Origin of the sequence: Bacillus clarus (assembly GCF_000746925.1) — a bacterium.
Lineage (GTDB): Bacteria > Bacillota > Bacilli > Bacillales > Bacillaceae_G > Bacillus_A > Bacillus_A clarus.
The window spans coordinates 1,567,503-1,593,023 of sequence record NZ_JMQC01000008.1; the positions used below are offsets into that span (position 1 = coordinate 1,567,503).

At 37.3% G+C, this 25,521-nt stretch carries 26 protein-coding genes and 1 other annotated feature; of the genes, 9 read left to right on the forward strand and 17 right to left on the reverse strand.

The window, feature by feature from the left end:
- Nucleotides 1-38 precede the first annotated feature (38 nt).
- From DJ93_RS08835 to DJ93_RS08870, 8 genes are all read right to left on the reverse strand, one after another.
- Nucleotides 39-1,607 carry an amidohydrolase gene (locus tag DJ93_RS08835; protein ID WP_042980316.1) on the reverse strand — a complete coding sequence of 523 codons (1,569 nt, stop codon included), beginning with the start codon at nucleotides 1,605-1,607 and terminating at the stop codon, nucleotides 39-41.
- A gap of 73 nt (nucleotides 1,608-1,680) precedes the next feature.
- Entirely contained in the window at nucleotides 1,681-2,109 is a 429-nt protein-coding gene (locus DJ93_RS08840) for a VOC family protein (RefSeq protein ID WP_042980317.1), read from the reverse strand.
- Nucleotides 2,110-2,211: 102 nt separating this feature from the next.
- On the reverse strand, nucleotides 2,212-3,798 hold the full coding sequence (gene mbcS / locus DJ93_RS08845) for an acyl-CoA synthetase MbcS (protein ID WP_042980318.1): 1,587 nt from the start codon (nucleotides 3,796-3,798) through the stop codon (nucleotides 2,212-2,214).
- Between the two features lie 286 nt (nucleotides 3,799-4,084).
- Nucleotides 4,085-4,279: an alpha/beta-type small acid-soluble spore protein gene (locus DJ93_RS08850; RefSeq protein ID WP_042980319.1), complete on the reverse strand. Its 195-nt coding sequence runs from the start codon at nucleotides 4,277-4,279 to the stop codon at nucleotides 4,085-4,087.
- A gap of 79 nt (nucleotides 4,280-4,358) precedes the next feature.
- Nucleotides 4,359-5,570 (reverse strand): tRNA uracil 4-sulfurtransferase ThiI, encoded by a 1,212-nt coding sequence (gene thiI, locus DJ93_RS08855; protein WP_042980321.1) that lies wholly within the window; start codon nucleotides 5,568-5,570, stop codon nucleotides 4,359-4,361.
- A 6-nt stretch (nucleotides 5,571-5,576) separates the two neighbouring features.
- Entirely contained in the window at nucleotides 5,577-6,719 is a 1,143-nt protein-coding gene (locus tag DJ93_RS08860; RefSeq protein ID WP_042980323.1) for a cysteine desulfurase family protein, read from the reverse strand.
- 277 nt (nucleotides 6,720-6,996) lie between these two features.
- Entirely contained in the window at nucleotides 6,997-8,706 is a 1,710-nt protein-coding gene (gene ezrA / locus DJ93_RS08865) for a septation ring formation regulator EzrA (protein ID WP_042980324.1), read from the reverse strand.
- A 207-nt stretch (nucleotides 8,707-8,913) separates the two neighbouring features.
- On the reverse strand, nucleotides 8,914-9,753 hold the full coding sequence (locus DJ93_RS08870) for a LysR family transcriptional regulator (protein WP_042980326.1): 840 nt from the start codon (nucleotides 9,751-9,753) through the stop codon (nucleotides 8,914-8,916).
- A 137-nt stretch (nucleotides 9,754-9,890) separates the two neighbouring features.
- Between DJ93_RS08870 and DJ93_RS08875 the strand changes: the two genes are divergently transcribed.
- Nucleotides 9,891-10,850, forward strand: coding sequence for a DMT family transporter (locus DJ93_RS08875; protein WP_042980327.1), 960 nt, complete (start codon nucleotides 9,891-9,893; stop codon nucleotides 10,848-10,850).
- An 11-nt stretch (nucleotides 10,851-10,861) separates the two neighbouring features.
- Here DJ93_RS08875 and refZ read toward each other — a convergent pair whose 3' ends face one another.
- The gene (refZ, locus tag DJ93_RS08880; RefSeq protein WP_042980329.1) at nucleotides 10,862-11,500 is read right to left on the reverse strand and encodes a forespore capture DNA-binding protein RefZ; all 639 of its coding nucleotides are present in this window, start codon (nucleotides 11,498-11,500) and stop codon (nucleotides 10,862-10,864) included.
- A 147-nt stretch (nucleotides 11,501-11,647) separates the two neighbouring features.
- Here refZ and DJ93_RS08885 point away from each other — a divergent pair, with 147 nt between their 5' ends.
- A complete protein-coding gene (locus DJ93_RS08885) occupies nucleotides 11,648-12,127 on the forward strand; it encodes a GAF domain-containing protein (protein WP_042980330.1) in 480 nt (159 codons plus the stop codon).
- 59 nt (nucleotides 12,128-12,186) lie between these two features.
- On the opposite strand, the gene megL is transcribed toward DJ93_RS08885, so the two are convergent.
- The gene (megL, locus tag DJ93_RS08890; protein ID WP_042980332.1) at nucleotides 12,187-13,365 is read right to left on the reverse strand and encodes a methionine gamma-lyase; all 1,179 of its coding nucleotides are present in this window, start codon (nucleotides 13,363-13,365) and stop codon (nucleotides 12,187-12,189) included.
- Between the two features lie 352 nt (nucleotides 13,366-13,717).
- Here megL and rpsD point away from each other — a divergent pair, with 352 nt between their 5' ends.
- From rpsD to DJ93_RS08905, 3 genes are all read left to right on the forward strand, one after another.
- On the forward strand, nucleotides 13,718-14,320 hold the full coding sequence (gene rpsD, locus DJ93_RS08895; RefSeq protein ID WP_000135312.1) for a 30S ribosomal protein S4: 603 nt from the start codon (nucleotides 13,718-13,720) through the stop codon (nucleotides 14,318-14,320).
- 480 nt (nucleotides 14,321-14,800) lie between these two features.
- Nucleotides 14,801-16,417 carry a T7SS effector LXG polymorphic toxin gene (locus DJ93_RS08900; protein WP_042980334.1) on the forward strand — a complete coding sequence of 539 codons (1,617 nt, stop codon included), beginning with the start codon at nucleotides 14,801-14,803 and terminating at the stop codon, nucleotides 16,415-16,417.
- Nucleotides 16,418-16,420: 3 nt separating this feature from the next.
- Complete coding sequence (locus DJ93_RS08905) at nucleotides 16,421-16,885, forward strand: hypothetical protein (protein ID WP_042980336.1); 465 nt, start codon at nucleotides 16,421-16,423, stop codon at nucleotides 16,883-16,885.
- Nucleotides 16,886-16,950: 65 nt separating this feature from the next.
- Here DJ93_RS08905 and DJ93_RS08910 read toward each other — a convergent pair whose 3' ends face one another.
- On the reverse strand, nucleotides 16,951-17,079 hold the full coding sequence (locus tag DJ93_RS08910; RefSeq protein WP_000050944.1) for a hypothetical protein: 129 nt from the start codon (nucleotides 17,077-17,079) through the stop codon (nucleotides 16,951-16,953).
- A gap of 64 nt (nucleotides 17,080-17,143) precedes the next feature.
- Here DJ93_RS08910 and DJ93_RS08915 point away from each other — a divergent pair, with 64 nt between their 5' ends.
- Nucleotides 17,144-17,533 (forward strand): YjdJ family protein, encoded by a 390-nt coding sequence (locus DJ93_RS08915; RefSeq protein ID WP_080743404.1) that lies wholly within the window; start codon nucleotides 17,144-17,146, stop codon nucleotides 17,531-17,533.
- Between the two features lie 78 nt (nucleotides 17,534-17,611).
- Here the strand turns inward: DJ93_RS08915 and tyrS are convergent, their stop codons facing one another.
- From tyrS to acsA, 6 genes are all read right to left on the reverse strand, one after another.
- Nucleotides 17,612-18,868 carry a tyrosine--tRNA ligase gene (gene tyrS, locus DJ93_RS08920; RefSeq protein ID WP_000512079.1) on the reverse strand — a complete coding sequence of 419 codons (1,257 nt, stop codon included), beginning with the start codon at nucleotides 18,866-18,868 and terminating at the stop codon, nucleotides 17,612-17,614.
- A gap of 70 nt (nucleotides 18,869-18,938) precedes the next feature.
- Nucleotides 18,939-19,167 (reverse strand) — a binding site (T-box leader).
- Between the two features lie 77 nt (nucleotides 19,168-19,244).
- On the reverse strand, nucleotides 19,245-19,490 hold the full coding sequence (locus DJ93_RS08925; protein WP_042980338.1) for a hypothetical protein: 246 nt from the start codon (nucleotides 19,488-19,490) through the stop codon (nucleotides 19,245-19,247).
- A complete protein-coding gene (locus DJ93_RS08930) occupies nucleotides 19,471-20,016 on the reverse strand; it encodes an RNA polymerase sigma factor (protein WP_042980339.1) in 546 nt (181 codons plus the stop codon). The genes DJ93_RS08925 and DJ93_RS08930 overlap by 20 nt, the downstream gene beginning before the upstream one ends.
- A complete protein-coding gene (locus DJ93_RS08935; RefSeq protein WP_042980340.1) occupies nucleotides 19,997-20,452 on the reverse strand; it encodes a hypothetical protein in 456 nt (151 codons plus the stop codon). The genes DJ93_RS08930 and DJ93_RS08935 overlap by 20 nt, the downstream gene beginning before the upstream one ends.
- Nucleotides 20,453-20,518: 66 nt before the next feature.
- Nucleotides 20,519-21,079, reverse strand: coding sequence for a maltose acetyltransferase domain-containing protein (locus tag DJ93_RS08940; protein ID WP_080743405.1), 561 nt, complete (start codon nucleotides 21,077-21,079; stop codon nucleotides 20,519-20,521).
- 86 nt (nucleotides 21,080-21,165) lie between these two features.
- Entirely contained in the window at nucleotides 21,166-22,884 is a 1,719-nt protein-coding gene (gene acsA / locus DJ93_RS08945; protein WP_042980342.1) for an acetate--CoA ligase, read from the reverse strand.
- A 176-nt stretch (nucleotides 22,885-23,060) separates the two neighbouring features.
- On the opposite strand from acsA, the gene acuA reads away from it, so the two are divergent.
- Genes acuA through acuC form a run of 3 tightly spaced genes read left to right on the forward strand, consistent with a single transcriptional unit; the run spans nucleotide 23,061 to nucleotide 25,518 of the window.
- The gene (gene acuA, locus DJ93_RS08950; RefSeq protein ID WP_042980343.1) at nucleotides 23,061-23,693 is read left to right on the forward strand and encodes an acetoin utilization protein acetyltransferase AcuA; all 633 of its coding nucleotides are present in this window, start codon (nucleotides 23,061-23,063) and stop codon (nucleotides 23,691-23,693) included.
- Nucleotides 23,694-23,710: 17 nt separating this feature from the next.
- Nucleotides 23,711-24,355, forward strand: coding sequence for an acetoin utilization AcuB family protein (locus tag DJ93_RS08955; protein WP_042980345.1), 645 nt, complete (start codon nucleotides 23,711-23,713; stop codon nucleotides 24,353-24,355).
- Nucleotides 24,352-25,518, forward strand: coding sequence for an acetoin utilization protein AcuC (gene acuC / locus DJ93_RS08960; RefSeq protein ID WP_080743406.1), 1,167 nt, complete (start codon nucleotides 24,352-24,354; stop codon nucleotides 25,516-25,518). Before DJ93_RS08955 ends, acuC begins: the two co-directional genes overlap by 4 nt.
- Nucleotides 25,519-25,521 lie beyond the last annotated feature (3 nt).

The window sequence follows — 25,521 nt, forward strand, 5'->3', positions numbered from 1 at the left end:
AAAGAGCGCTGGGGTATCCCAGCACTCTTTTTTCTTGGTTACATATAGTTTTGATACACAATCCGACCATCTACTACAGTAGCCTCAGCTTGTACTTCTTTTATTTCTTCTACTTCAATTTCAAATATGTTACGATCTAGTATCGTGAAATCCGCTTCATAGCCTTTCGCAATTTTACCGCGCTTTCCTTCTTTCCCAATGGCATATGCGCTTCCCGTCGTAAATAAGGAAACTGCTTCAAATACATTTAACCTTTCCTCCGGCATATAGCATACGCCATCAATAAAACTTCTGCGTGTAACTGCACTATATATGCCTAGAAACGGATTCACTTGTTCAATCGGGGCATCAGATCCTCCGTTACAATGCAAGCCTGCACCGAGTAACGTTTTCCAAGCATACGCATAACGAAGACGGTGCTCTCCTAATTTTCCAACGACTGACGGGAAATCAGACGAAACAAATATAGGCTGAATATCAATGATCGCTTGTAAGTTCTTCATTCGCTCAATTAATTCTTCACGAGCAAGCTGACAATGAATAATACGGTCACGTAATCCTTCTGCTGGCGGATATAATTCAAGCGCATCAATTACATATTCAAGCGATAAATCACCGATTGTATGAATCGCAACTGGCATATGTAAATCACGAGCTTTCTTCACTAATTCCGCAAGCTCTTCACGAGAAAAAATCGCAACGCCGTTTGTTTCCTTTGCGTCTTCATACGGTTCACTTAATAAGGCTGTTCTCCCCCCAAAGGAACCATCAGAAAAAATCTTCATCGCGCCAAATTCAATATAGTGCTCATTTTCATATTCTTTTCGCTCATCAGCGACTTCATGATGAACGAGTAAATGCGCTTTAAAAGGCATTTCTTTTATAACATATGAAAATGCATTGTACGTTTTTCGAAAGCCTCCGTAATAATTTAAATCTTCCGTATGTCCGCCTACTAACCCGTATTGCCAGCAGTCCTTAATAGCTGTTTTTAGCGCTCTTTGCAAATATGATTCATCAATCTCAGGCTGAACATGTTTAATTAACTCCTGTCCTTGCTCATATAAAAGACCTGTTAAGTCATTTGATGAATCACGGCCAATTTTCCCGCCTTTTGGATCTTTCATCTCTACTGTTATATTTGCTTTTTCAAGTATGTAAGAATTCACCCACGTAACGTGCCGACAAACACGCTTTAATAAAATGGGATGTTCTTTCGAAATCACATCTAAATCACGTACGTGAACATGTTTTGTATCTGTAAAATTATTTTCATTCCAGCCTTCTCCAATCACCCATGAACCTTTCGGCGCTTCTTCTACTCGTTCTTTAACAAGGGTAAGCACTTCCTTGTAAGATGTGCATAAAGACAAATCTAATCGAAGTAATCTTTCCCCATGCCCAATAAGGTGCATGTGACTATCAACAAGCCCTGGAATCATCGTTCTTCCTTCTAAATCGTACAACTTTTCTGTGGAATATCGGCCTTCTAACTCTTCTTTATTTCCTATATCAGCGATGATACCATTTTCAACATACACAGCCGGGGCTGTTTCATTTCCTTCTCTCAGTGTATAAATTGTTCCACCATGCCAAATTTCTCCCATATGTTCATCCCCTTTTTCTTTATTGTATAGAAAAAAGCACCATTTAAAAACATGGTGCTTTTTTAAGCATTTATTACGCTTCTGGAGAATACGTTGTAATTTGCCATTCAATATTAAATTTATCTTTTACTTGTCCGTATGCTGGACTCCAAAAAGTTTCTTGCAGTGGCATTAAAACTTCTCCACCTTCTTGTAACTTATCGAATACTTCTTTCGTTTTTTCTGCGTTATCAATTCGAATTGCAATCGTTACTTGAGATCCAATTGCATGCCCTTGACCTGGGAATGTATCGGAAATCATAAGTTCCGTATTACCAACTTTCAAATGAGCATGTAAAACGCGCTCTTTCGCTTCAGCTGGAATTGGGTATTCTGGATTTTCAGGCATGTCACCAAAAGTTTGCATAACTTCAACTTTTGCATCTAATGCCTCTTTGTAAAACTTTACAGCTTCTTGCCCACTACCGTCTAAAACTAAGTACGGATTAATACCTAAAATCATACGGACACCTCTTTTTCAGTTTATAAAATAGAACTTATGTTCTCATTTATAATATCATATATTTTATATTTCATTCAACTATTTACTTCTTTATTTTCACAATTATTTTGAAGGGAGCTCCATTTCTTGTTTTCTAAGCTCAATGCGGCGAATTTTCCCTGAAATTGTTTTTGGTAATTCATCTACAAATTCTATTTTACGAGGATATTTATATGGTGCAGTAAGTTCTTTGACGTGTTCTTGGAGTATAGGAATTAATGTTTCTTTGTTCTCTTGTATATTCTCTCTTAATACGATAAAAGCCTTCACGACACTTCCGCGAATTTCATCTGGACTTGCGACAACCGCACATTCTCTTACGTATGGGTGTTTTACAAGTGCATCTTCTACTTCAAACGGTCCGATTGTATAACCAGAGCTAATAATGATATCATCCCCGCGTCCTTCAAACCAGAAATAGCCTTCTTCATCTTTTTTCGCCTTATCACCTGTAACGTAATAATCCCCACGAAATTGCATCGCTGTACGCTCATCATCTTTATAGTATTGTTTAAAAAGTGCCGGCGTTTCAATATGAACCGCGATGTCACCGACTTCTCCTACAGCTACTGGAATACCTTCTTCATTTACAATATCAACATGATTTCCTGGCGTCGGTTTTCCCATTGATCCTGGCTTAATTTCCATCCCTTTCATAACACCAACAAGCAAAGTATTTTCTGTTTGTCCGTAACCATCTCTTACAGTAACATTAAAATACTTTTGGAACGTTTCGATTACCTCTCTATTTAGCGGTTCTCCTGCTGATACAGCGCTATGTAAAGCCTCTAAATTATACGCTTTTAAATTCTCTACCTTGGCCATTAATCGATATTCAGTTGGTGTACAACAAAGTACGTTTACCTTATTGTCATCCAATACATTCAAGTACGTTTTCGGATCGAATTTACCATGATAAACAAACCCTGTTGCTCCCGAGCCGAGTGTCGCTAAAAACGGGCTCCAAATCCATTTTTGCCATCCTGGGCTAGCTGTCGCCCATACAACATCATTCTCTTCAATCCCAAGCCAATTTGGAGCGCTTGTACGCAAATGCGCGTATGCCCATGCATGCGTATGAACGACCCCTTTTGGATTCCCTGTCGTTCCTGATGTATAAGATAAAAAGACCATATCTTCTCTGTCCGTTTTTGCTATTTCTAGTTCATCACTTTCTGTTTCTAATGCTGACTTTAAATTGATCCAACCGTCTACTGATTGCTCGCTCAGAACAAATTTTTGAAGGGAATCTATCATCTCAACACCTTCAAATTGCCCAATATACGGTTCATAACTTACAATCCCCTTCACTTCACCATGCTGAATACGGTATTCAATATCTTTTTTTCGTAGCATTTCTGAACTTGGAATGACTACAAATCCAGCTTTAATTGCGGCAATATACGTCATATATGCCTCTATTAAACGTGGCATCATAATAAGGAGCTTGTCCCCTTTTTGTAAGCCACTTTTTATAAAAGCGTTTCCAATTTTATTCGCTCCTTGCATTAATTCAAAATATGTAATCTCTTTTCTATTTCCTTTATCATCTTGCCAAACTAAAGCGAGTTTCTCTTTTTCATTCGTGTATTTCTCTATTTCTGTCACTAAATTATAAGACGGTGGTGCTAACAATTCCTCTCTCTTCATAAACATCCTCCTTTATCTCTATGCCTCCCTTCTATAATAAAGAATTTTCAGTAAATTTTGAACCCTCTTCTTTTGACAAATTTTTTATTCTTATGTCGAAAGATAAGGCAGGTTTGATAAATGCAATTATATTGACCGTTTCTCCAAATACATCAACAACTTTTCAAATATATCGACGCTTCGACAAAGAACATCGCCCTTCTTACAAATAATAACAAAGTGCAAAAAACTCAAATAAAAAGAAAGAGCGGGAGAACCCGCTCTTTCTAAGCCATCGTATATGGGATTATTTTTGGTAACCGCCTAATTGTTGCTCAGCTAGTGAAACTAGACGTTTAGTGATTTCGCCACCAACAGAACCGTTAGCGCGAGCTGTTGCATCAGCTCCAAGTTGAACACCAAACTCTTGAGCGATTTCGTATTTCATTTGGTCTAATGCTGCTTGAGCACCAGACACTGCTAATTTGTTTGTGCTTGCCATGTTGTATCACCTCCTTGTGAGTATAGAGTGTGATAAACAACATGACTTCATACATATTTAGAAATGGTAATTTATGGTTTTAGAAAAGATCTTCGAATTGCTCTTCTTCAGCAACTTCTACTGTTTGTACTACCATCTTCTCTGTATTCGCAACAGCTTCTTCAATTAGTGGTGTAAAGTCATATTTCGATTCAAAGCGATTTGCTTTCTCACGCTTCGGTTTTGTCGATGGACTTGCTGGTGTAAATACTGTACAGCAATCTTCATATGGACGAATTGAAATATCATACGTTCCAATTTCATTTGCAATTTTAATAATTTCTAATTTATCCATCGTAATAAGCGGACGGATAACCGGATAGTTTGTTACTTCGTTAATTGTATGCATGCTATCTAACGTTTGGCTCGCTACTTGTCCAAGGCTTTCACCAGTCGTAATTGCAAGTGCATTACGCTCCTCTGCAATACGCTCTGTAATACGCATCATCATACGACGCATAACCGTCATAGAATAGCTAGATGGAATTTCTTTATTAATCGTTTTTTGTACTTCTGTAAACGGAACAAGGTGAAGCGTTACGCGTTTACAATACTTCGTTAATTCTTGTGCTAAATCGATTACTTTTTGCTTCGCGCGCTCACTTGTGAAAGGTGGACTATGGAAATGAACTGCTTCCACAGATACACCACGCTTCATTGTTAAGTAAGCTGCTACTGGACTATCGATACCGCCAGAAAGAAGTACCATAACTTTTCCGCCAACGCCAACTGGTAATCCCCCAGCTCCCATGCGCTCATCACACATAATATAGCTATAACCACTGCGAATTTCTACACGAACATTTACATCTGGATTATGAACGTCTACTGTGATATCTTCCGTATTCTCTAAAATATGCCCACCAATCTCTGGAAGTAATTCCATTGTCTGCATTGGGAAACGCTTATAAGAGCGATGCACTGTAATTTTAAATGTTTTCACATCGCCTTTCACTTGTAGAAACGCAGCAAGTGCACCTTTTTTAATATCTTCTAATTCTGACGGCACTTTCATTGCTAAATTAAACTTATGAATACCAAATACATCTTTCAATCTCTCAGCAATCGCCTCATGGTCTTCACCATTTAACTCGATATACATGCGATCATGTGTCGCATCGATTTTGATATTTGGGAACTTTTTCAATTTAAATTTCACGTTATCTTTTAACGTGCTTACAAACTTAGAACGGTTTTTACCTTTAGTCGTCATCTCTCCGTAACGAACTAAAATATATTCATATGTCATCATATTCCTTTACCTCATCACTTCATATAATTTTGGCATTGTCTCTCTAACAATACCTTCAAATTGTTTTACTTCTTCCATTGTGTTTTCCGGTGCTAGACTAATGCGAATTGCACTTGTAGCTGCAGCGTGCGGTACTCCCATTGACACTAGTACTCGGCTCACTTCATTCGCTTTTGAAGAACAAGCAGACTTCGTCGATACATATACACCATGCTCTTCTAAAGCATGAACGACTACTTCTGGTTTTAAACCGACAAATGATACATTTAAAATGTGCGGTGCCGCATATTCAAGTGACGTATTAATCGTTACATCTTCCATCTCTTTAAAGAAACGGACCAGCTCTGTTTGTAAATTTTGCAAATGAACTACCTTTTCTTTCACTTGTTCCATCGTCATACGAAGTGCTTTCACCATCGCTACAATACCAGGTAAGTTTTCTGTACCTGAACGATATTTAAGCTCTTGTTGACCACCTGATAAGATTGGATCTAATCTTACACCATCACGTACATAAAGAAGTCCTGTTCCCTTTACGCTGTGAAATTTATGCCCAGATATTGAACAAAGATCAATATGAGAAGCGTATAAATCAAGTGGTACTTTTCCTATCCCTTGTACATGGTCCACGTGGAATCTTATTTTCGGATAATTCGATAATAATGTTCCAATTTCAGCAACGGGCTGAATCGCTCCAGTCTCGTTGTTCACGTGAATTATTGACACAAGAATCGTATCTTCACGAAGCGCTCGTTTTACATCTTCTACCGATACAACACCATGCTCGTTAACCGGTAAATATGTTACATCAAAACCGAGATCCTCTAATTGTTTATATGCCTCAAACACAGACGCGTGTTCAATATTTGTTGTAATGATATGTTTGCCGCGCGAACGATTCTTCATCGCTATTCCTTTAATCGCAAGGTTATTCCCTTCCGTTCCACCTGATGTGAAAATAATTTCAGAAGGTTTAACGTGAAGGAGCTGTGCTGCAATCGTTCTCGATTGTGTTAATAGACGCTCTGCCTCTCCTCCAAGCGAGTGAATAGAAGAAGGATTACCAAAATAGTTCCCTGCAACCGTTACGTACGATTGAAGAGCTTCTGGATATGGCTTCGTCGTCGCACTATTATCAAAATAGATCATCGTTCTTCCCCTTTCAGCGCTATCACATCATATAATCATATCACAAATACGTGTAATTACGCTAAGACTACTCAAAGGTTCCGTTTTTATATAAAAGTGTACAGTTTTTCCCGCTATTTGCAGGCTGCCTGATTGGTGAAGATTAATAATCAGTGGTGGATGAAGCCCCATCACTTATGGTTTCACTTTATTTTGAAACGAACAACCTTACTGTATTCCGCTATTCATTATAGCAACATCATCTTCAAAATTACACAAAAAAACAAACCCTTCTTCATCAAAGGGTTTGTTCATTGTCTACAAATTCAGCTATTTTTTGAACAACACCAGGCTCAAGTTGTTCTAACACGGAAGCTGCTTGCTCTAAAGCTGCATCGTATTCATATTCACGGAATAACTTTTCTGCATTATCTAGGCTATACGCAAGATCTGTATCATGACTACGGTAACGGTTACCATACTGAATTAATTTTTCAACTAAGTACGCTTGTCCAATTAATTCTTCTGTCATTTCATATACACCGCTCACAACTGTATGTGCCTCTTCTAAACTACTATTTACAGCATGCATATTTAACGGCTTTAATTCCAATTGCTCATACACAGTTTGCATCGCAACTTGCCCTCTTTGTAAATCCTCCATAACGCTACTTGGAAGACCTGGTAAGTTAGATTTTTGCATAAAGCGTTTCGTTTCTACAATTGTATTGCGCATTTCTTGTAACTTCTCACGCGCTTCAAATTCTTCTTTACGCATCGTCTGCAACATATCTTTATATTCTTCGTGAAGTACTTTTAACGTTTCACATTGTTCATAAACTTCTTCCAGTTCTTCGCGAATAACAGAGAACGCAATATCTTGTTCTGCGACACGTAATTGCAACACTTCAAAACGTTTCATTAAAATGTGCATTTGTTTTTCAATTAATTTTTGTGACTCGATGTCTTTATCTTGCAATTGATAACTTTGCTTCACAAATTGCGTTTCAGCTTTTGTTTCAATTGTTTGTTCACGCAAATCTTCTAAATCATCGTAAACAGAAACTGTTTTTTGCTCTACATAATATTTAGCATGTACTTCTTGTTCTAATTGATCATATAGTGCATCTAAACGCGTTTTTAAATCTTCCATTTTCTCTGCCGCTTCTGTTACATGAAGCTCTTGTATATCCATTAAACATGTTTGTAGTTGTTTTGTCATATCACGTACTTCTTTAGGGATTTCTAAATGATTTAATACATAGCCTTGCTTTTTCATATCGTCATGGCCTTGTGATAAATCTTCCAGCTGTACTGGTAATGTCGCTTGACACTCCACTAACAAATCAGGAATCTGATGAATAATGACCTCTAAGCTCGATAATCCTTCTTCTAAACTCATAACGATTTCTCTCGCTTTTAAATAATCACCATTCTCTGTTGCCTCTTCAAACTTTTGGAATTTAGCGGATTCCGTATCTAACAACTCTTCAATTTTTTGTTCTGCCTCACCATACATATGACGATGAGCAAGAACACTCTTCTTCATACTACGATATGTATCACGTAATCCTTCAATTTCCGAACTATTCTTTTCGTGACTCTCTATCAATTCCTGTAACTCGCTTAAAATCTCAGTAATACGATTATCTGCTTCATCTAAACCGCTAATGGATTCATTCATCGCATGCTTTGCCTTTCGGAAGGAGAATTGCGAGGCTGATTTCCGAGCACGTTCTAAATTTTTCTCGGCCTTCGGAAGAGTATTCGATACAATCTCATCCCATTCTTCACGCCATTTTCCAAACAGTTCCTCTGTTTGTCCTGTCATATTTAACTCTTTAACCCGTTTCAGTTCATCCGCCACAGGCTTATCTTTTATTTCTTGCTTCCACTGCTCAAGCGCTTCAATATCTTTATATGAACGATTTCTTATCACAAGCTCTATCATAAGCAGCACTAGAATAGAGCTTACTACAATGATAACGATCGTCAGGATAGAATCCATGCAAAAAAGCCTCCTAGTTATATCTCTATTTTTGTCCGTTCCGTTTATGAAATGGAAGGCATTATGTATAAAAAGGGAAATCCCCTATATTTAACAACTAACAATGTACTAATCATACCATGTAATGGTCGGTTTTTGACCTAGTTTTTTTTAAAATTTCATGTTTCTTTTATTGCACTTGTAATATTTCTAACTCTTTCTTTTACTTCATCCCATATCATCAATGGAATGCAATAATGAGCATTCTTCTTTATGAGATACAAAATAAATACTTCTCATTAATGAAGGCTCAATAGAAATCACACGAATATTCCCTTGCATTGCTTGTTCTACCGCTATTTCTGGAAGTAATGTAATCCCCATCCCAGCTCTTACCATCGCAAGCATAGGCTCTGCATAGGATGTTTCCACCGCAATTGTCGGTTTCACTCCTAATCCTTGAAACATTCTCATAATCAATTTTCTCACGTCACAAATTTCCGGATATACGATAAGCCTCTCGTGCTGCAAATCTTTCATTTGAACGATTTTTTTATTCTTATAAGGATGTTCATCCGAAACGATACAAACAATATTTTCACGGCGTACTTCTTTTACACACTTTGCTCTTTCTACTACTGAATCAATGAACATTGCATCGATTTTTCCCTCTTTAAATAATTCTATTAACACTTTCGTATGTTCGATTTGCCATTCTACTTCGTATGTTTCTTCTAATGCACTTCTGCACTTTGATATGTAATGAGCAGCTAAACTAGGCAATATACCAATTGAAATTTTCTGCTTTTCTTGATACCTCTTTACTTCTCTTTTCACTTCATATATTTGATCCAAAATTGGCTCGATTCGTTTTATAAATAGCTCACCAGCTTCTGTTAATTCTACCCCTTGAGAAGAGCGCTTTAATAACGTAACTTCTAAATCAGCTTCTAATCTTTGAATTTGTTTACTGAGAGCTGGCTGTGAAATATGTAAAAGTTTACTCGCTTTCGATAAACTTCTCGTATGCTTCACCTCAATAAACGATCGTACCGCTTCAAAATCCATATGATACACACCTCTAACAAAAAGTTATAACTGTTATAAAAAATCTATATTTCCTCTTAATAAAGAGCAACCTTTATACTCACTTCATACCTATTTTATAAGGTTACTATATCGAAATAGAAAGGAGAAAGATACTCTTGAGTAAAAAACAAATGTTACTCGGATCACTTTTATGTTTGCTTGCTGTAACAGCTTGGGGATTTATGTTTCCTGTTATGGCTAGTGCTCTGCAAGTGATAGATCCGTTCTTCTTCACGACAATCCGTTACGGATCAGCAACTATCATCTTTATCATTCTTCTCTTTATGATTGAAGGGAAACGTTCATTTCGATTAGAAAAGAAATCCCTTTTCCTATTATTTTACGGAACGGTCGGTTTTGCAGGATATGGATTTCTCGTTTTTTACGGGCAACAATTAGCAGGGCCATCTGGTGCTATCCATGCTGCTATGATTCAATCTCTCATGCCACTTCTTGCCCTATTATTGCAATGGATAACAAAAAACAACCGTCCACAAAACTATACATTCTTTTGTATGTTCGGTGCATTCATCGGCGTGATGCTTGTCATTTCAAAAGGGAATATTCACTTACTATTCGGCGCAGCAAGTCACATATCAACCAATATATTTATGCTATGCGGCGTTATGTGCTGGGTTATTTATACAAATGGTGGTGCTCGTTTCGAGTCTTGGTCACCACTTAGATACACAACATTAACTTGTGCATTCGGTTCTATATCACTCCTTGTCATCGTTTCTTTATTAACGTATACAAACGTAGTCGCGTTCCCGTCACTGCATACAATTATGACAGTTCGCTTTGAACTATTTTACATGTCGATTATCGCAGGCGTTATCGCTGTTTTTTGCTGGAATATGGGCAATCGCTACATTTCATCTATTAACGGCATATTATTTATGAACTTAGTTCCTATACTTGCGCTCATCGGCTCTATTTCTCGCGGATACACCATCGATAAAATCGAAGTTTTCGGAGCAACACTAACGATTATCGCGTTAGTATGCAATAATTTATGGCAAAGAAAACAACAAATTAGAAAAGAAAACATAAAAATCCCCACCTCCGTTCAGTAGGTGGGGATTTTTCACATATGAACAGCTCTTGGCAATTCATAATACATATTCGTTACAAAGAGTACTTGTTCCATCCACTGTTCAATTTCCTTCGTATACATTTCTAAGAAAAATGTCTCTGAAGGAAAAGAATGTAGCACCTCTGAAATATATTGTGGATATAAAAATGGCATATTTATCATGCCTTTAAGCTGTGTCATAAACATCGTAAAAGACACTTTTTGAAACTCTTGTTTCATCTGCCCTTGTCTAATCATTTGCTCTATATAATATCTTTCTTTAGAAAAATAAACAGTCATCACTTCTCGAATTAACGTTGTATCAAGTGAAAGTTCTCGATAAAAGAAACGCGTCAGCTCTCGTTTTTCAAATTGATATCGTAAAATCCCTCGCACCATTTGTACCATCACTTCTTTTGCCGACAAATACTCTCTTTGTTCAAATGATATTTCAATTACATGAATATATCCTTCTAAAAAATCAGTAATAAGCTGTTCTAATAACCCTTGCTTTCCAGCAAAATAATATGAAATATTCGCTACATTCACATCCGCTCGCTTTGCGATGTCACGTACTGACGTCCCATCGTAACCTTTCGTATTAAACAATGCTATCGCCGCATCAATTACCTTCTGTTTCGTCTGTTTCATGCGCTCACTTCCTCTCACTGAACAGCTATAGTTTAAATTTCTTGACTTTTAAGACAAATTCCTTTAATTTTCTATCGACAAAGTCATATGAAATACAGCGTATTTTGCTATGATTTTACATTTCTCGATAGAAAGGGAGTTGTTTCCATGTTTACAAAAGAAAATTATGCAGGATCTCGTGAACAACAATATGAAACGGTCATTAAACAACTTGATGCTTTGTTAACAGGCGAATTAAACGTAGTCGCAAATTTAGCAAATGCTTCTGCACTATTAAACCAATTTTTAGATCGTATTAATTGGGTTGGATTTTATGTAACGGAAGGAAATCAGCTCGTTCTTGGACCATTCCAAGGAATGCCCGCTTGCGTTCGTATTCCATTTGGACGTGGTGTTTGCGGCGTAGCAGCTGAAACAAAAACAACACAACTTGTAGCAGATGTACATCAATTCCCAGGACATATCGCTTGCGATAGTGCCTCTAATTCTGAAATCGTTGTACCGATTATAAAAGACGGAAATGTTATGGGTGTACTTGATATTGATAGCCCTGAAAAGGATCGTTTCGATGAAGTAGATCAGCGTTATTTAGAGAAATTTGTGGAAACACTCCTAAAACATATGTAAAACCAAAAGAGTGAGTTATCGATTACGTACACATACTAAACCGATAGCTCACTCTTTATTTATTTATTATTTACAGGAGATATTTTCTGGAGCGCCTGCTCTACATCAGAAACAATATCCTCCCACGATTCTAATCCGATGGATAAACGTATTAAATTATCGAAAATCCCCATCTTCTTGCGTACATCAGCTGGAATAGCAGCATGCGTCATTGTCGCTGGATGCTGAATTAACGTTTCAGTATCTCCAAGGCTTACTGCAATCGTAATAAAATGGAGGTCATTAATAAACGCTTGTGTTTCCTCTTTACCACCTTTAATAGAAAAGGAAATAACGCCCCCACCGCGTTTCATTTGCCGGGATGCTAGCTCCCCTTCTGGATACCAAACACCTTCTACACCCTCATGATTTTTCAAAAAGGCTACAATTTTCTCTGCATTATCACAGTGTCGATCCATTCTTACTGCTAATGTTTTCAACCCACGCAATAATAACCACGCATCAAACGGAGCCATAATACCGCCAATATCTTTTCGCATCGGACGAATTTTCTCAGCTAACGCTTTCGTTTTACAAACAGTTACACCCGCTACAACGTCCCCATGACCGCCAATATATTTTGTAGCACTATGAAGAACAGCATCGCACCCTAATTCAAGAGGTCTTTGTAAATAAGGGGAACAAAATGTATTATCTACAATAACGAGCAACTCATTTTGTTTCGCTACTTTTATAACTTTCTCTAGATCAATTAACTTCATCGTTGGATTAATCGGTGTTTCAACAAAAATCAACTTCGTATTCGGACGAATCTTACTTTGTATATCTTCCTCAGTTTCCATTTCGCATAATGAATGGGTAATCATAAATTTCTCTTCTAGCACTTCTAAAAATCCGTAAGTACATCCATATAATCCATTTGAACAAATAATATGATTTCCAGCGCGTAAACAAGCAATTAACGTGGCTGAAATTGCTGCCATTCCCGAACCAAACGCGAGTGCCGCTTCTCCTCCTTCTAAAGCCGCCATCCGCTCCTCAAATAATTTCACGGTTGGATTTCCAAGCCTTGAATAAATGTAAGATGGATCTTTTCCCGCAAAACTCGCTTCTCCTTGCTCCGCTGTTTCAAATGTAAAAGTTGAAGTTTGAAATAATGGTGGTGTTAAACTCCCTTTATGCAATTCTGCCTCATACCCATGATGAATAAGTGTTGTCTCCATATGCCTCTTTTTCATAAAAACATCCCCCTTATGTTTTTATTTTATGTAAGCGCTATCTCTGTGTTTCTATCTTTTCTTTTATATTGTTTCAAATTCCTTCTTAATTGATTTCCAAAATTTATATGCATAAAACAAAAAGTTACTCGCTTGACGAAATGACGGCTAAAAGATATAATAGCGTTTGTGTAAAATAAAAAGGCAGCCTTGTAATGTGAGTTTATCGTTTGTATTTTGTTCCTCTGCGGAGGTGTATCTCGTAACTCCCTGCTGCTGGAGCGAAGGTACATGAAAACAAAATACCCGTAAATATCGATTACGTCTGTTTTTATTTTACGAAAATAAAAACATTTTAAAGGAGGAGTCAACTATGGCTCGTTATACAGGTCCAGCTTGGAAACTGTCTCGTCGTCTTGGAATCTCTCTAAGCGGCACAGGAAAAGAATTAGAAAAACGCCCTTACGCACCAGGTCCTCACGGTCCTAACCAACGTAAGAAACTTTCAGAATACGGTTTACAATTACAAGAGAAACAAAAACTTCGTCACATGTACGGCATGACTGAGCGTCAATTCCGTCGCACATTTGACCAAGCAGGTAAAATGCCTGGTAAGCACGGCGAAAACTTCATGATCCTTCTTGAAGCTCGTCTTGACAACCTAGTTTACCGCATGGGCTTAGCTCGCACTCGTCGCGCAGCTCGCCAATTAGTAAACCACGGCCACATCATGGTAGATGGCGCTCGCGTAGACATCCCATCTTACCGCGTTAAACCTGGTCAAACTATCAGCGTTCGCGAAAAATCTAACAACCTTGTTGTTGTTAAAGAAGCGATCGAAGTTAACAACTTCGTACCAGAATACTTAACTTTCGATGCTGACAAATTAGAAGCTACTTACACTCGTCACGCTGAGCGTTCTGAGTTACCAGCTGAAATCAACGAAGCATTAATCGTAGAGTTCTACTCTCGTTAATCTCGGTACTCTGCAAAGAGTCGTATTAAAAGCCTTAGGAACCTTGTTTATCAAGGGGCCTGGGCTTTTTTTATTGAATATAGCCGGTACATGTATAGAAACGGAACAATGTAACAAAATAAAAAAGAACTGCAAATCTATAGTTAATAAAGCTTAACCCTCTCTCTAGAATTTCATCAATTTTTTATTCACATTAATAAAAATTCCCCTCTTCTTCTAACACCGGAAACATACTACGCTCTATCCCATAACTCATTTTTCTTTCCTATACTCTCCTTTTGTTAATATTATTTTTACATGATCTACCTTCCCTTTTTTATTTACATTCAATCTTAAAAACCTCTTCATCACCCGAGCATCTGAATAAGATTAAAAAACTTAATGAACAAGTACCTCTTTAACCGTAAAATTATTAGAATATTCCATTTATAATCACTTCCTTAAATTGGTATTATTTTCTTGTAAGAGGAGGGAAAGTTCATGTCTTTAAATATGTATCTCGGTGAAGTACAAGCTCAAACAGAAAGTATGAACTCTTTCTGTACCGCTACTATTCAAGGTATGGAACAAATTATTCATTCTATTGACGCTTTTGCATTGGATACTGTTCTACAAGGACAAACATATAGCAGTGCAAAAGCATATTTCTTACAAACCTTTCGTCCGTTAGCACAAGGAATCATTTACTTATGCGAAGAATTAATCCGTCAAAATGATGCTTTTCCAAGTGACTTTCAATCACAGGTAGCTTCAACAGATGTTATTGAACAAGAATTACTAGAACAAATTCGAGAAATTGATCGAATGATAGCAAGTACGGAAGCGATCAATCAAGCTATGCCAATCTCGGGCATGGATGCTATAGTAAATCTATTTGCTGACATGAGGCGTAAACTGCAAGAAAAGCTAGAGCACCTATATGAATTTAATCAAACATCTAGTGATAACTATAATACAGCGATTCAATTAGCTGCTAGTATTGCGACAGGTTTAGCTGAAGTACAAAGCGGAAAAGGTTTTAGTCCTGTAAGTGGCACATTTAGTACGCAAGGGTTGAATATGGAGTGGATAGCCTCTATTCAAAAAATGGCAGAGGAAAGAGTTCAAGAAGCTGAAATAAAAAAAGAAATTGAAGAAAAAATAGCTTTGCAAGAACAAGAAGCTAATAGACCGTGGTATCAAAAAACAGCTATTGGCACTTGGGAATTCTTCCAAGGAATTTGTAATTCAGCCGCTGAAAACTTTACAGGCGTGGAATTACCAATGGGCAATGAATTAGAAAACAAAATAACCTTTCAAGCTGGAAATCTTGTGGGGAATTTTGTATCAGGGGTAGGATCTATTTTTGAAATTTTGGGCGGTATAGCTATTGTAACAGGATCAAATGTTGGAACCGTATTGTTAGAGGGAGTAACTTTCGGGGCAGCATCACCAATTGTTATCCCAGCTGATTTAGCTCTTACAACCGCTGGAGCAGGTGTTGCTACACATGGTACATTTGTCTGGTATAATACCGTTCAAAATAGTATTGATACTTTGCAAAGATTTCACTCTTCTTCTGGAGGTTCCGCTAAAAATCTTTTAAAAGATGGTAAGTTTGTCGAATCTGATTTAGAATTAAAATATGCGGAATATTGTGTTAGAAAAGCAAAAGACGGTAAAGTACCTAAAGATAGATTGAACTGGAAAGAAGCAAGTGATTATTGGACAAAAGATTCACCTATGGCAAGAGGAAATCGTTTTAATCAAAATGCAGAAAAAAACAGATGGTATCCGAATAATGAGGTCCATTTAAGTAATGGTAAAAGATTAGATTCATATGACCCAATTAAAGGAGAAATAGTTTCCAGAAAAGCTACAGATCTAGCAGATATTGATATTAAAACTTTTGAAAAACATTTGAAAGAAATGAAAGATAAGTATGCTGTTGGAACCAAGATTCGTTCAAATAAATATAGAAGAATAGATGGAAAATCACTAGAAGGAAAACAAATTTTAGAGATTCCAGCATCTAATAAAAATTTTGAACGAATAGAGGAATATATAAAATTAGCAAAAGAAAAATATGATATTGATATTAGGTTTAGGGAGGAATAATTGTTGGCATATGATTTAGAACTTGAAATAAAAGAGGTACTTGAGAAAATTGACTTTGTAGAAAGATATAAAGCCTTATCAGAAAAATTTTCCGATAGAACAAATACATTTGAAAACTATGAAAATAAAAAAGCGATCGAAGTATTCGAGTCTCTTGGCTATAAAGCTCGTTACAATAAAAAAGAAGACTTTTTTATTGTAGGAGAAGTAAAAAACAAAGATATCTACGCCTTTAGATTCAACATCAGCTTAAAATATGGTGTTGCTGAATTGATTTGGGAAGCATGGCATAATGGTGAAGTTAGAGCTGGAGACCCTTGGGACATATTTATAAGATTGTTATCAAATGACACGGAAAAAGTACCCGTGCTATATTTCCACAGTTACGATGAACTCAAAGAAATCATGAAAATTGCCTTTGAAATGTACGAAGATTTCAAGCGAGAATTAATTCCCATTTATTCATAATTTAAAAAGCTACCGAAGACAACTAAACAGTTACTTCAAGTAGCTTTTATTTATATATATTAAAGTTATTTATTTTCCTCTTTTTGAACATATACATAAGCATCTTTCTGCTCTTTATGTACATCAACCTTCGAATTCTCTGCAAGCTGACCCGCATTTAGCAAAGAAAAAATAATGAGCGCTTCTAGTGACATTTTGTTTTACCACTCCCTTCTTTTATGTTATGCACATATCATACCGTTTACATGTGATTTCCGTATGAACTCGAAAAGGAGATTACAACAAAAAGGTTACAGGAATACGAATGCACGCTATAATAACCATAAAATAGGAGGTGGATTTCTTTTGACAATAAACCAAATGGTTCAATTAGGCAGTACATGTATGCTGTTTATTACTTCAGCACTTATGAGTTGGTATCAGGGGAGTAATTTAATAGATTATCCTGATGAATGGAAATATAGCGCTAAGTTTACGAATTACTTTAAAGGTACAGTTTCAAATTACCAAGATATTTATCAAATCGATTTCTTTATATATGCGGCAAAATTCTATCCCGCGGCATTTGTTGTTATGCTAATTAGTTTACTTTATATGCTCATATTAATTCTTCATATTCTATTTAAAAGAACTCATACGGCAATCTAAATTCATACATAAAAACCCCGAATCATAAACTTTTCAGCCTACAATTCGGGGTACTATTTGTTTTACATTCGTTTCTGATTAGTAACGAATTAAGAAATATTTCTTTTTACCACGGCGAATGATTGTGAATTTACCTTCGATGCGGTCGTTTTCTGTTACAACGTAGTCTAATGCTTGTGTACGCTCACCGTTTACGTAGATTGCGCCGTTCGTTACATCTTCACGTGCTTGACGTTTTGATGGAGAGATTTTGCTTTCTACAAGTAAGTCGATTAATACTGTATCTTCTGCAGTACGTTCTACAGATGGTACGTCTTTGAATCCTTGTTCGATTTCATTTGCAGTCAGTTCTGCTACAGAACCGCTGAATAATGCAGCTGAAATTTTAATTGCTTGCTCTAACGCTTCTTCGCCGTGAACAAGTTTTGTCATTTCAGAACCTAATGCTTTTTGTGCTGCACGTTTTTCTGGTGCTTCAGCTACTTGCTTCTCAAGCTCAAGAATTTCTTCATGAGATAAGAATGTGAAGTATTTTAAGTATTTAACAACGTCGCGGTCATCTGTGTTAATCCAGAATTGGTAGAACTCGTAAGGAGTTGTTTTCTCTGGGTCTAACCAAATTGCGCCGCCTTCTGTTTTACCAAACTTCGTACCGTCAGATTTTGTAACTAGTGGAATTGTTAAACCGAATGCTTTCGCATCTTCTTCTGATTTACGGATTAATTCAAGACCAGCTGTAATGTTACCCCATTGGTCACTACCACCGATTTGCAAGCGGCAATTATGGTGTTGGTATAAGTTTAAGAAGTCGTATGATTGTAAAATCATGTAACTGAACTCAGTGAATGAAATACCAGTTTCTAAACGAGATGCCACTGTATCTTTTGCTAACATATAGTTTAAACCGAAGTTTTTACCGATATCGCGTAAGAATGAAATTACATCTAAGTTACCAAGCCAATCATAGTTGTTAGCCATTGTTGCTGGGTTGTCCACGTTTTCAAACTCTAAGAAGTTTGAAAGTTGGTTTTTAATGCTTTCTGTATAGTAAGCAACTGTATCTTTCGTATTTAATGTACGTTCTGCTTTTTTACCACTTGGATCACCGATCATACCAGTACCACCGCCAACAAGTGCGATTGGTTGGTGACCAGCTAATTGGAAACGACGTAACATTAATACTGGTAACATATGACCGATGTGTAAGCTATCTGCTGTCGGGTCGAAACCACAGTATAATTTAACGCTTTCTTTTTCTAATAATTGCTCAAGGCCCTCAGCATCTGTTTGCTGATTAATTAGACCACGAAATTCAAGATCTTGTAAAATACCCATATCCTACATACTCTCCTTTAAGTTCATTACTGGCGTGAAGGTTGAAAACATAAAAAAATCGCCCCTTCAAATAAGGGACGATTTTGATTATCGCGTTACCACCCTAGTTGCAGGCAAAAAAAGCCTACCACCTTATTTACATAACGGCTTAGCACCGTCTTTTCCCTTTTGAATACAATTCAATCGAAAAAAGATGCTCTAGGGGCGTAATTCGCGATCATCTATGTGCTGATTTTCACCGGCCATCAGCTCTCTAAAACAGGGAAATGATCACTACTTCTCCCTTTCCACGCTCAATTATTCATATACTTTTCTTTATACCATCATTTATATAGGCGTGTCAAATAGAGGTAGGATTTCTCCCCTTGCCAATCCTTTACAACGTCGCAAAGAGTATCGTAATGAGAGAAAGAATTGGAACTCCAACTAATAACGATACATGAAACACAACCGATAAATCATTCCCAATCGTCGCCTCCACAGGATCTTTCGCTGGAGAACCAAGAAATCCAATTAATCGATCGAAGTGACTTACCGTTTTTGGAAAGTCCGGTATTTCTACATGATCACTATCTAAATGCTGCTTTAACTTATATTCATTCTTAAAAGGATTTTCGCTCAATTTCATCCACCTCCAGCAATTGCTTTAATTTTTTCATCCCGTTATAGAGTCTCGATTTCACTGTTCCAATCGGAATATTTAATATCTCTGCAATCTCTTTTTGCTGCATATCATGATAATAAGAAAGAATGAGGACAGCCCGCTGTTCTTCCGGAACTTTCAAAATTGCTTCTCTTACTGTGAGCCAATCTTCGTGAGAAAACTCGTTTTCCTGAATCGGCACTAAAAACGGCAAAAGCGTACGCCACTTTTTTCTCCTATTTAATTTATTAATCATAAGACGATAACCGATTTGAAATAAATACGTTTTTATTTTTCCTTTTTCAAGTTCATACATATGCTTCTTTCGTTCTAACGTCAAAAACGTATCTTGCACGAGGTCGATACTTAATTGTTCATCTCGGTTAAAGCGATACAAAAATGTATAGAGCGCTGGTTTAATTAAAACGTATAGTTTTTCCCCAGCCTGTTTATCTCCACTTTGATACGCAAGCATGAGCTCTTCCTCAATCCCAATCTGCGCCATGATTTTTGATCTCCTTTATTCCTTTTAACGTTAACGAAATGCGGGAAATTAAATATACACTTGCGACAATAATCCATACTTGCGATTGATTCGTAAAAAATTGAACATACGGGTTTTGTATCGTATGGCCGGTTGAAACTAAAATGTTTAATGCTTGCACGCATATGCATGCATACACTGCAAGACAAGCCGAAATCGTATCAAATACATTCCAGCGAAAATACACTTTTGTTTTTGTAAAATCAATTTTATATCCTTTTTTCCGTACTATATGTTTTCTATCAAATGGAATGATGATGGAAAACATAACGATCATCATGACTCCAGCTATAATCATTGAAACTTTAAATCCGATTGGCATCGGTAATAGCAAACCACAAGAAAATACGACTATAATTCCAATTAAAGCAAAAGTAAGAAGTAATTTATTAGACATATAAAAGCCTCCCTCATCTATTCTTTCATAAATGTATACAGACGAGGAAGGCACTTCGTTCAAATATTATTTTAGTTTTTTTATAATCTTTGCAGGATTCCCGCCAACTACTACATTATTAGGCACATCTTTCGTTACGACAGCGCCAGATGCGATCACCGCATTGTCTCCAATTGTTACACCTGGATTAATAATTGCTCTTCCGCCAATCCATACGTTATCGCCAATTGTAACTGGTTTCCCGTATTCTGATCCGCTTGTGCGTTCTACTGGATCGAGCGGGTGCGTTGCTGTATAAATGTGAACACCTGGAGCTAACATACAGTTCACTCCGATTGTTACCGGACATACGTCTAAAATCGTACAGTCAAAGTTCGCGTAAAAATTTTCACCGACATGAATGTTATAGCCATAATCACATCTAAAAGAAGATTCAAGATGAATATTATCTCCTGTCGTTCCAAATAATTCTTTTACGATTTCGCTACGCTCTTTCAATTGCTCTTCTGGCGTATCATTTAATTTTCTCGTTAATATACGTGCTTGCTCTCTTTCTTGTACTAAAACTGAATCAGCCGGTATGTACATTTCTCCTAGTACCATCTTTTCTTTTTCTGTTTTCATCATACTATCCCCTTTAACTTATATATATAAGTTAATGATATCATAAGAAAGAAAGGCCTGAACATATTACTTGTTCAGGCCTTTCTTTCTTAATCTTCCATCGTTGATAAGTCACCTGTTGGTAAGTTTAGCTCCCAAGCTTTTAATACGCGGCGCATAATTTTACCACTTCTCGTTTTCGGTAATTTATCTCTAAATTCAATTTGCCTTGGCGCTGCATGAGCTGCTAGGCCTTTCTTTACAAATTGACGAATTTCTTCTTTTAATTCATCAGATGGTTCATACCCTACACGAAGCGCGATAAATGCTTTAATGATTTCCCCGCGCACCGGATCTGGAATACCAATTACACCAGCTTCTGCTACAGCAGCGTGCTCGATTAATTTACTTTCTACTTCAAACGGACCAACGCGTTCACCTGACGTCATAATTACATCATCAATACGTCCTTGGAACCAGAAGTACCCATCTTCATCCATATATGCAGAGTCACCTGATACGTACCAATCTCCTGGCATGAAGTAAGACTCATATTTTTGCGGGTTATTCCAAACCGCACGCATCATAGATGGCCAACCTTTTGCAATCGCTAAGTTCCCCATTGTGTATGGAGGCACTTCATTTCCTTCATTATCAACAATCGCTGCTTTCACGCCTGGAATTGGTTTCCCCATTGAACCTGGACGGATTTCCATGCAAGGATAGTTACAAATAACTTGTCCACCTGTTTCTGTCATCCACCACGTATCATGAATACGAAGACCAAATGCGTTCATACCCCAGCGAATTACTTCTGGATTTAATGGCTCACCAACACTTAATACGTGACGAACCTGTGATAAATCATATTTTTTAATTGCTTCTTGTCCAGCTCCCATTAACATACGGAACGCTGTTGGTGCACTATACCAAACTGTTACGCCGTAATCTTGCAATGCCTCATACCATGCATCTGGACTAAAGCGCCCACCTAAAATAACATTTGATGCTCCGACTAACCACGGTGCGAAAATACCGTAAGCAGTTCCAGTTACCCAGCCTGGGTCAGCAGTACACCAATATACATCATCTTCTTTTAAATCTAATACCCATTTCGCTGTTTGATAGTGCTGAACCATTGCGTTTTGCGCATGAAGGACACCTTTTGGCTTACCAGTAGAACCAGACGTGTAATGAAGAATTAAACCGTCTTCACGGCCTAACCATTCGATATGTAATTCTTTTGAAGCTTGTTCAAATAAAGGATTGAACGCTACAAGTTTACCACCTTCTTCTGCATTGTCTCCAACAAGAAAGACTGTTTTTAAAGCTGGTAAATCATTTAATGGTATACGCTCTAACAATTCAGGAGTTGTAATTAACACCTTTGCTTCGCTATCTTCTAAACGGTCGCGAACTGCGCCTTCCATAAATGCTTCAAATAGCGGTCCAACAATTGCCCCTAATTTCACCGCACCAAGAAGTGCGAAATATAATTCTGGAGAACGCGGCATAAAAATAAAAACGCGATCGCCTTTTTCAACATCGCCATAATTTTTCAGGACATTTCCTGCTTTATTAGAAAAATCCTTCATTTCCTTAAATGTATATTTCTCTTTTCGCGATCCATCTTGATAATAAAGCGCTACTTTATTTTTTCTATCGGATTTCGCATGCTTATCAATTGCCTCATACGCCATATTTACTCGGCCTGTTTCATTCCAAGTAAAATTTTTATTAACCTCTTCCCAGTTAAAATTCGTGTATGCCTCTTCATAATTCGGCAAATTATTTTCTCCTTTAATGACAGGAAGCGTTTCCACTTTCATACTTTACATCCCCCTCCTATGTATTCTATTATCTATTATAATGATATTATTTAAAATTTTCAGTATATTTGTTGGTTTTTAGACAAATTTTTAATGACAAAATTCGATTCACATCGCATATATTATAAAGTACGATATTAATAGATTCACAAACCCTCAAGGTGGTGAGCAATACATTGATTCATAAAAAAATATATAATGCCAGAAACTTAAAAACAGCGAAAGGAACTTTAATTATTGAAGGTCCTGTCTCTACACATAATCTTGAAATGTATGAATTTCATCCAGACTTAATTGCGTTTCGTCCTGCCGAGCAGCAATATAAAGCAATTGTCGAAATTTCTAAATTACCAGAAGCTCGTCTCATTATTGCTAGACATGACCAAACGATCGTTGGATATGTTACATACTTGTACCCTGATCCGCTCGAGCGATGGTCAGAAGGAAAGATGGAAAACTTAATTGAACTTGGGGCGATTGAAGTTGTCCCAGCCTTTCGCGGGTGCTCTGTCGGAAAAAACTTATTAGAGGTTTCAATGATGGACGATCATATGGAAGATTACATTATATTAACGACTGAATATTATTGGCACTGGGATTTAAAACAAACAGGCTTAAATGTTTGGGAATACCGAAAAGTAATGGAAAAAATGATGAATGCCGGTGGTTTACAATGGATGGCTACAGACGATCCTGAAATTTGTTCACACCCCGCTAACTGTTTAATGGTTCGCATCGGTAAACGCGTCGATACGGATTCCATTCAAGCATTCGATCGTCTACGTTTTCACAACCGTTTTATGTATTAAAAAAGGGGGCAACTGGAATGATTGTAGAAGAAATTATGAATCAAAATGTAGTAACATTGCATCCAGACGATACAATCGAAACAGCAATCCGAACGATACGTACGAAAGGTATTCGGCACATTCCAATTGTCGATCAAAATAATCACGTAGTAGGCATTATTTCTGATCGAGATGTAAGAGATGCAAGTCCATCAATTCTTGATGAACAAGTTTCACTCGATATGCTGAAGCAACCGATCGAACTCATTATGAAACATCCTGTTATGACTTGCCATCCTCTCGATTTCGTTGAGGAAATTGCTACTTTATTTTTTGAAAATAAAATTGGCTGTCTCCCTGTTACAAAGGCTGGAAAGCTAGTAGGAATTATTTCCGAATCTACAGTACTGCACACATTAGTAAAATTAACAGGGGCACATCAGCCTAGTTCGCAAATTGAAATTCAAGTAAAAAATGAACCTGGTATTCTTGGAAAAGTCGTTGCTATTTTTAGCGATTTACAAATTAACATTGTGAGCGTTCTCGTCTATCCAGCAAAAGACGAGAATGATAAAGTACTCGTTTTCCGCATTCAAACGATGAATCCTCTAAGGGTGATTGAAGCACTTGAAACAGAAGGCTATCGTGTTTTATGGCCGAACATAATGGGGATGCAAGCATGAGTAGCGCCTTCATTTATTCGGATGACTTTCGGGGCTATTCATTTAGCCCTGAACATCCTTTTAACCAACTGCGCGTCACACTTACGTACGACTTATTACAAAAAAGTGGTTTTATCTCCCCTTCTCAAGTCATTTCACCAAGAATGGCTACAGATGAGGAAATTGCATTCATTCATACAGAGGAGTACATAAATGCGGTAAAACTTGCTGGAGAAGGAAAGTTAGAAAAATCAGTTGCGATGACGTATGGGCTCGGAACAGAAGATACACCGATGTTTCCACATATGCATGAAGCAAGTGCATTACTCGTTGGCGGTACGTTAACAGCTGTAGATGCTGTTCTTTCCGGGAAAGTGAAACATGCACTTAATTTAGGTGGCGGCTTACATCACGGCTTTCGCGGTAAAGCATCTGGATTTTGCATTTATAACGATAGCTCTATCGCAATGAAATATATACAGAAAAAATACGGTTTACGCGTTTTATATATTGATACAGATGCTCATCACGGTGACGGTGTACAGTGGTCATTTTACGACGATCCTAACGTATGCACCATTTCATTACATGAAACTGGGCGTTATTTATTTCCTGGAACTGGTGCTGTAAATGAACGCGGACAAGGGAATGGATATAGTTATTCTTTTAACGTTCCGCTTGATGCCTTTACAGAAGACGAATCATTTTTAGAATCGTATCGAACGGTTGTAAAAGAAGTTGCAGCATACTTTAAACCGGATATTATTTTAACGCAAAATGGTGCTGATGCACATTATTACGATCCACTTACACACCTTTGCGCAACGATGAACATTTATCGCGAAATACCAAAGCTCGCTCGTGAAATCGCTAATGAATATTGCGATGGTCGCTGGATTGCTGTCGGCGGCGGTGGCTACGACCTATGGCGCGTCGTTCCAAGAGCTTGGGCACTCATTTGGCTCGAAATGAACAACATCCAAAACATCTCAGGTTATCTCCCTCCAGAATGGATTGACGCTTGGAAAGGACAAGCAGAAGCCAAACTTCCCCTCACATGGGAAGATTCAGACAACATGTATAAACCTATCCCTCGCAAACTAGAAATTGAAGAAAAAAATGCATTAACTGTGGCGAAATCTCTTGAAATTATTCGGAATAATATGACAAAGTCTTTGTATTAAGCA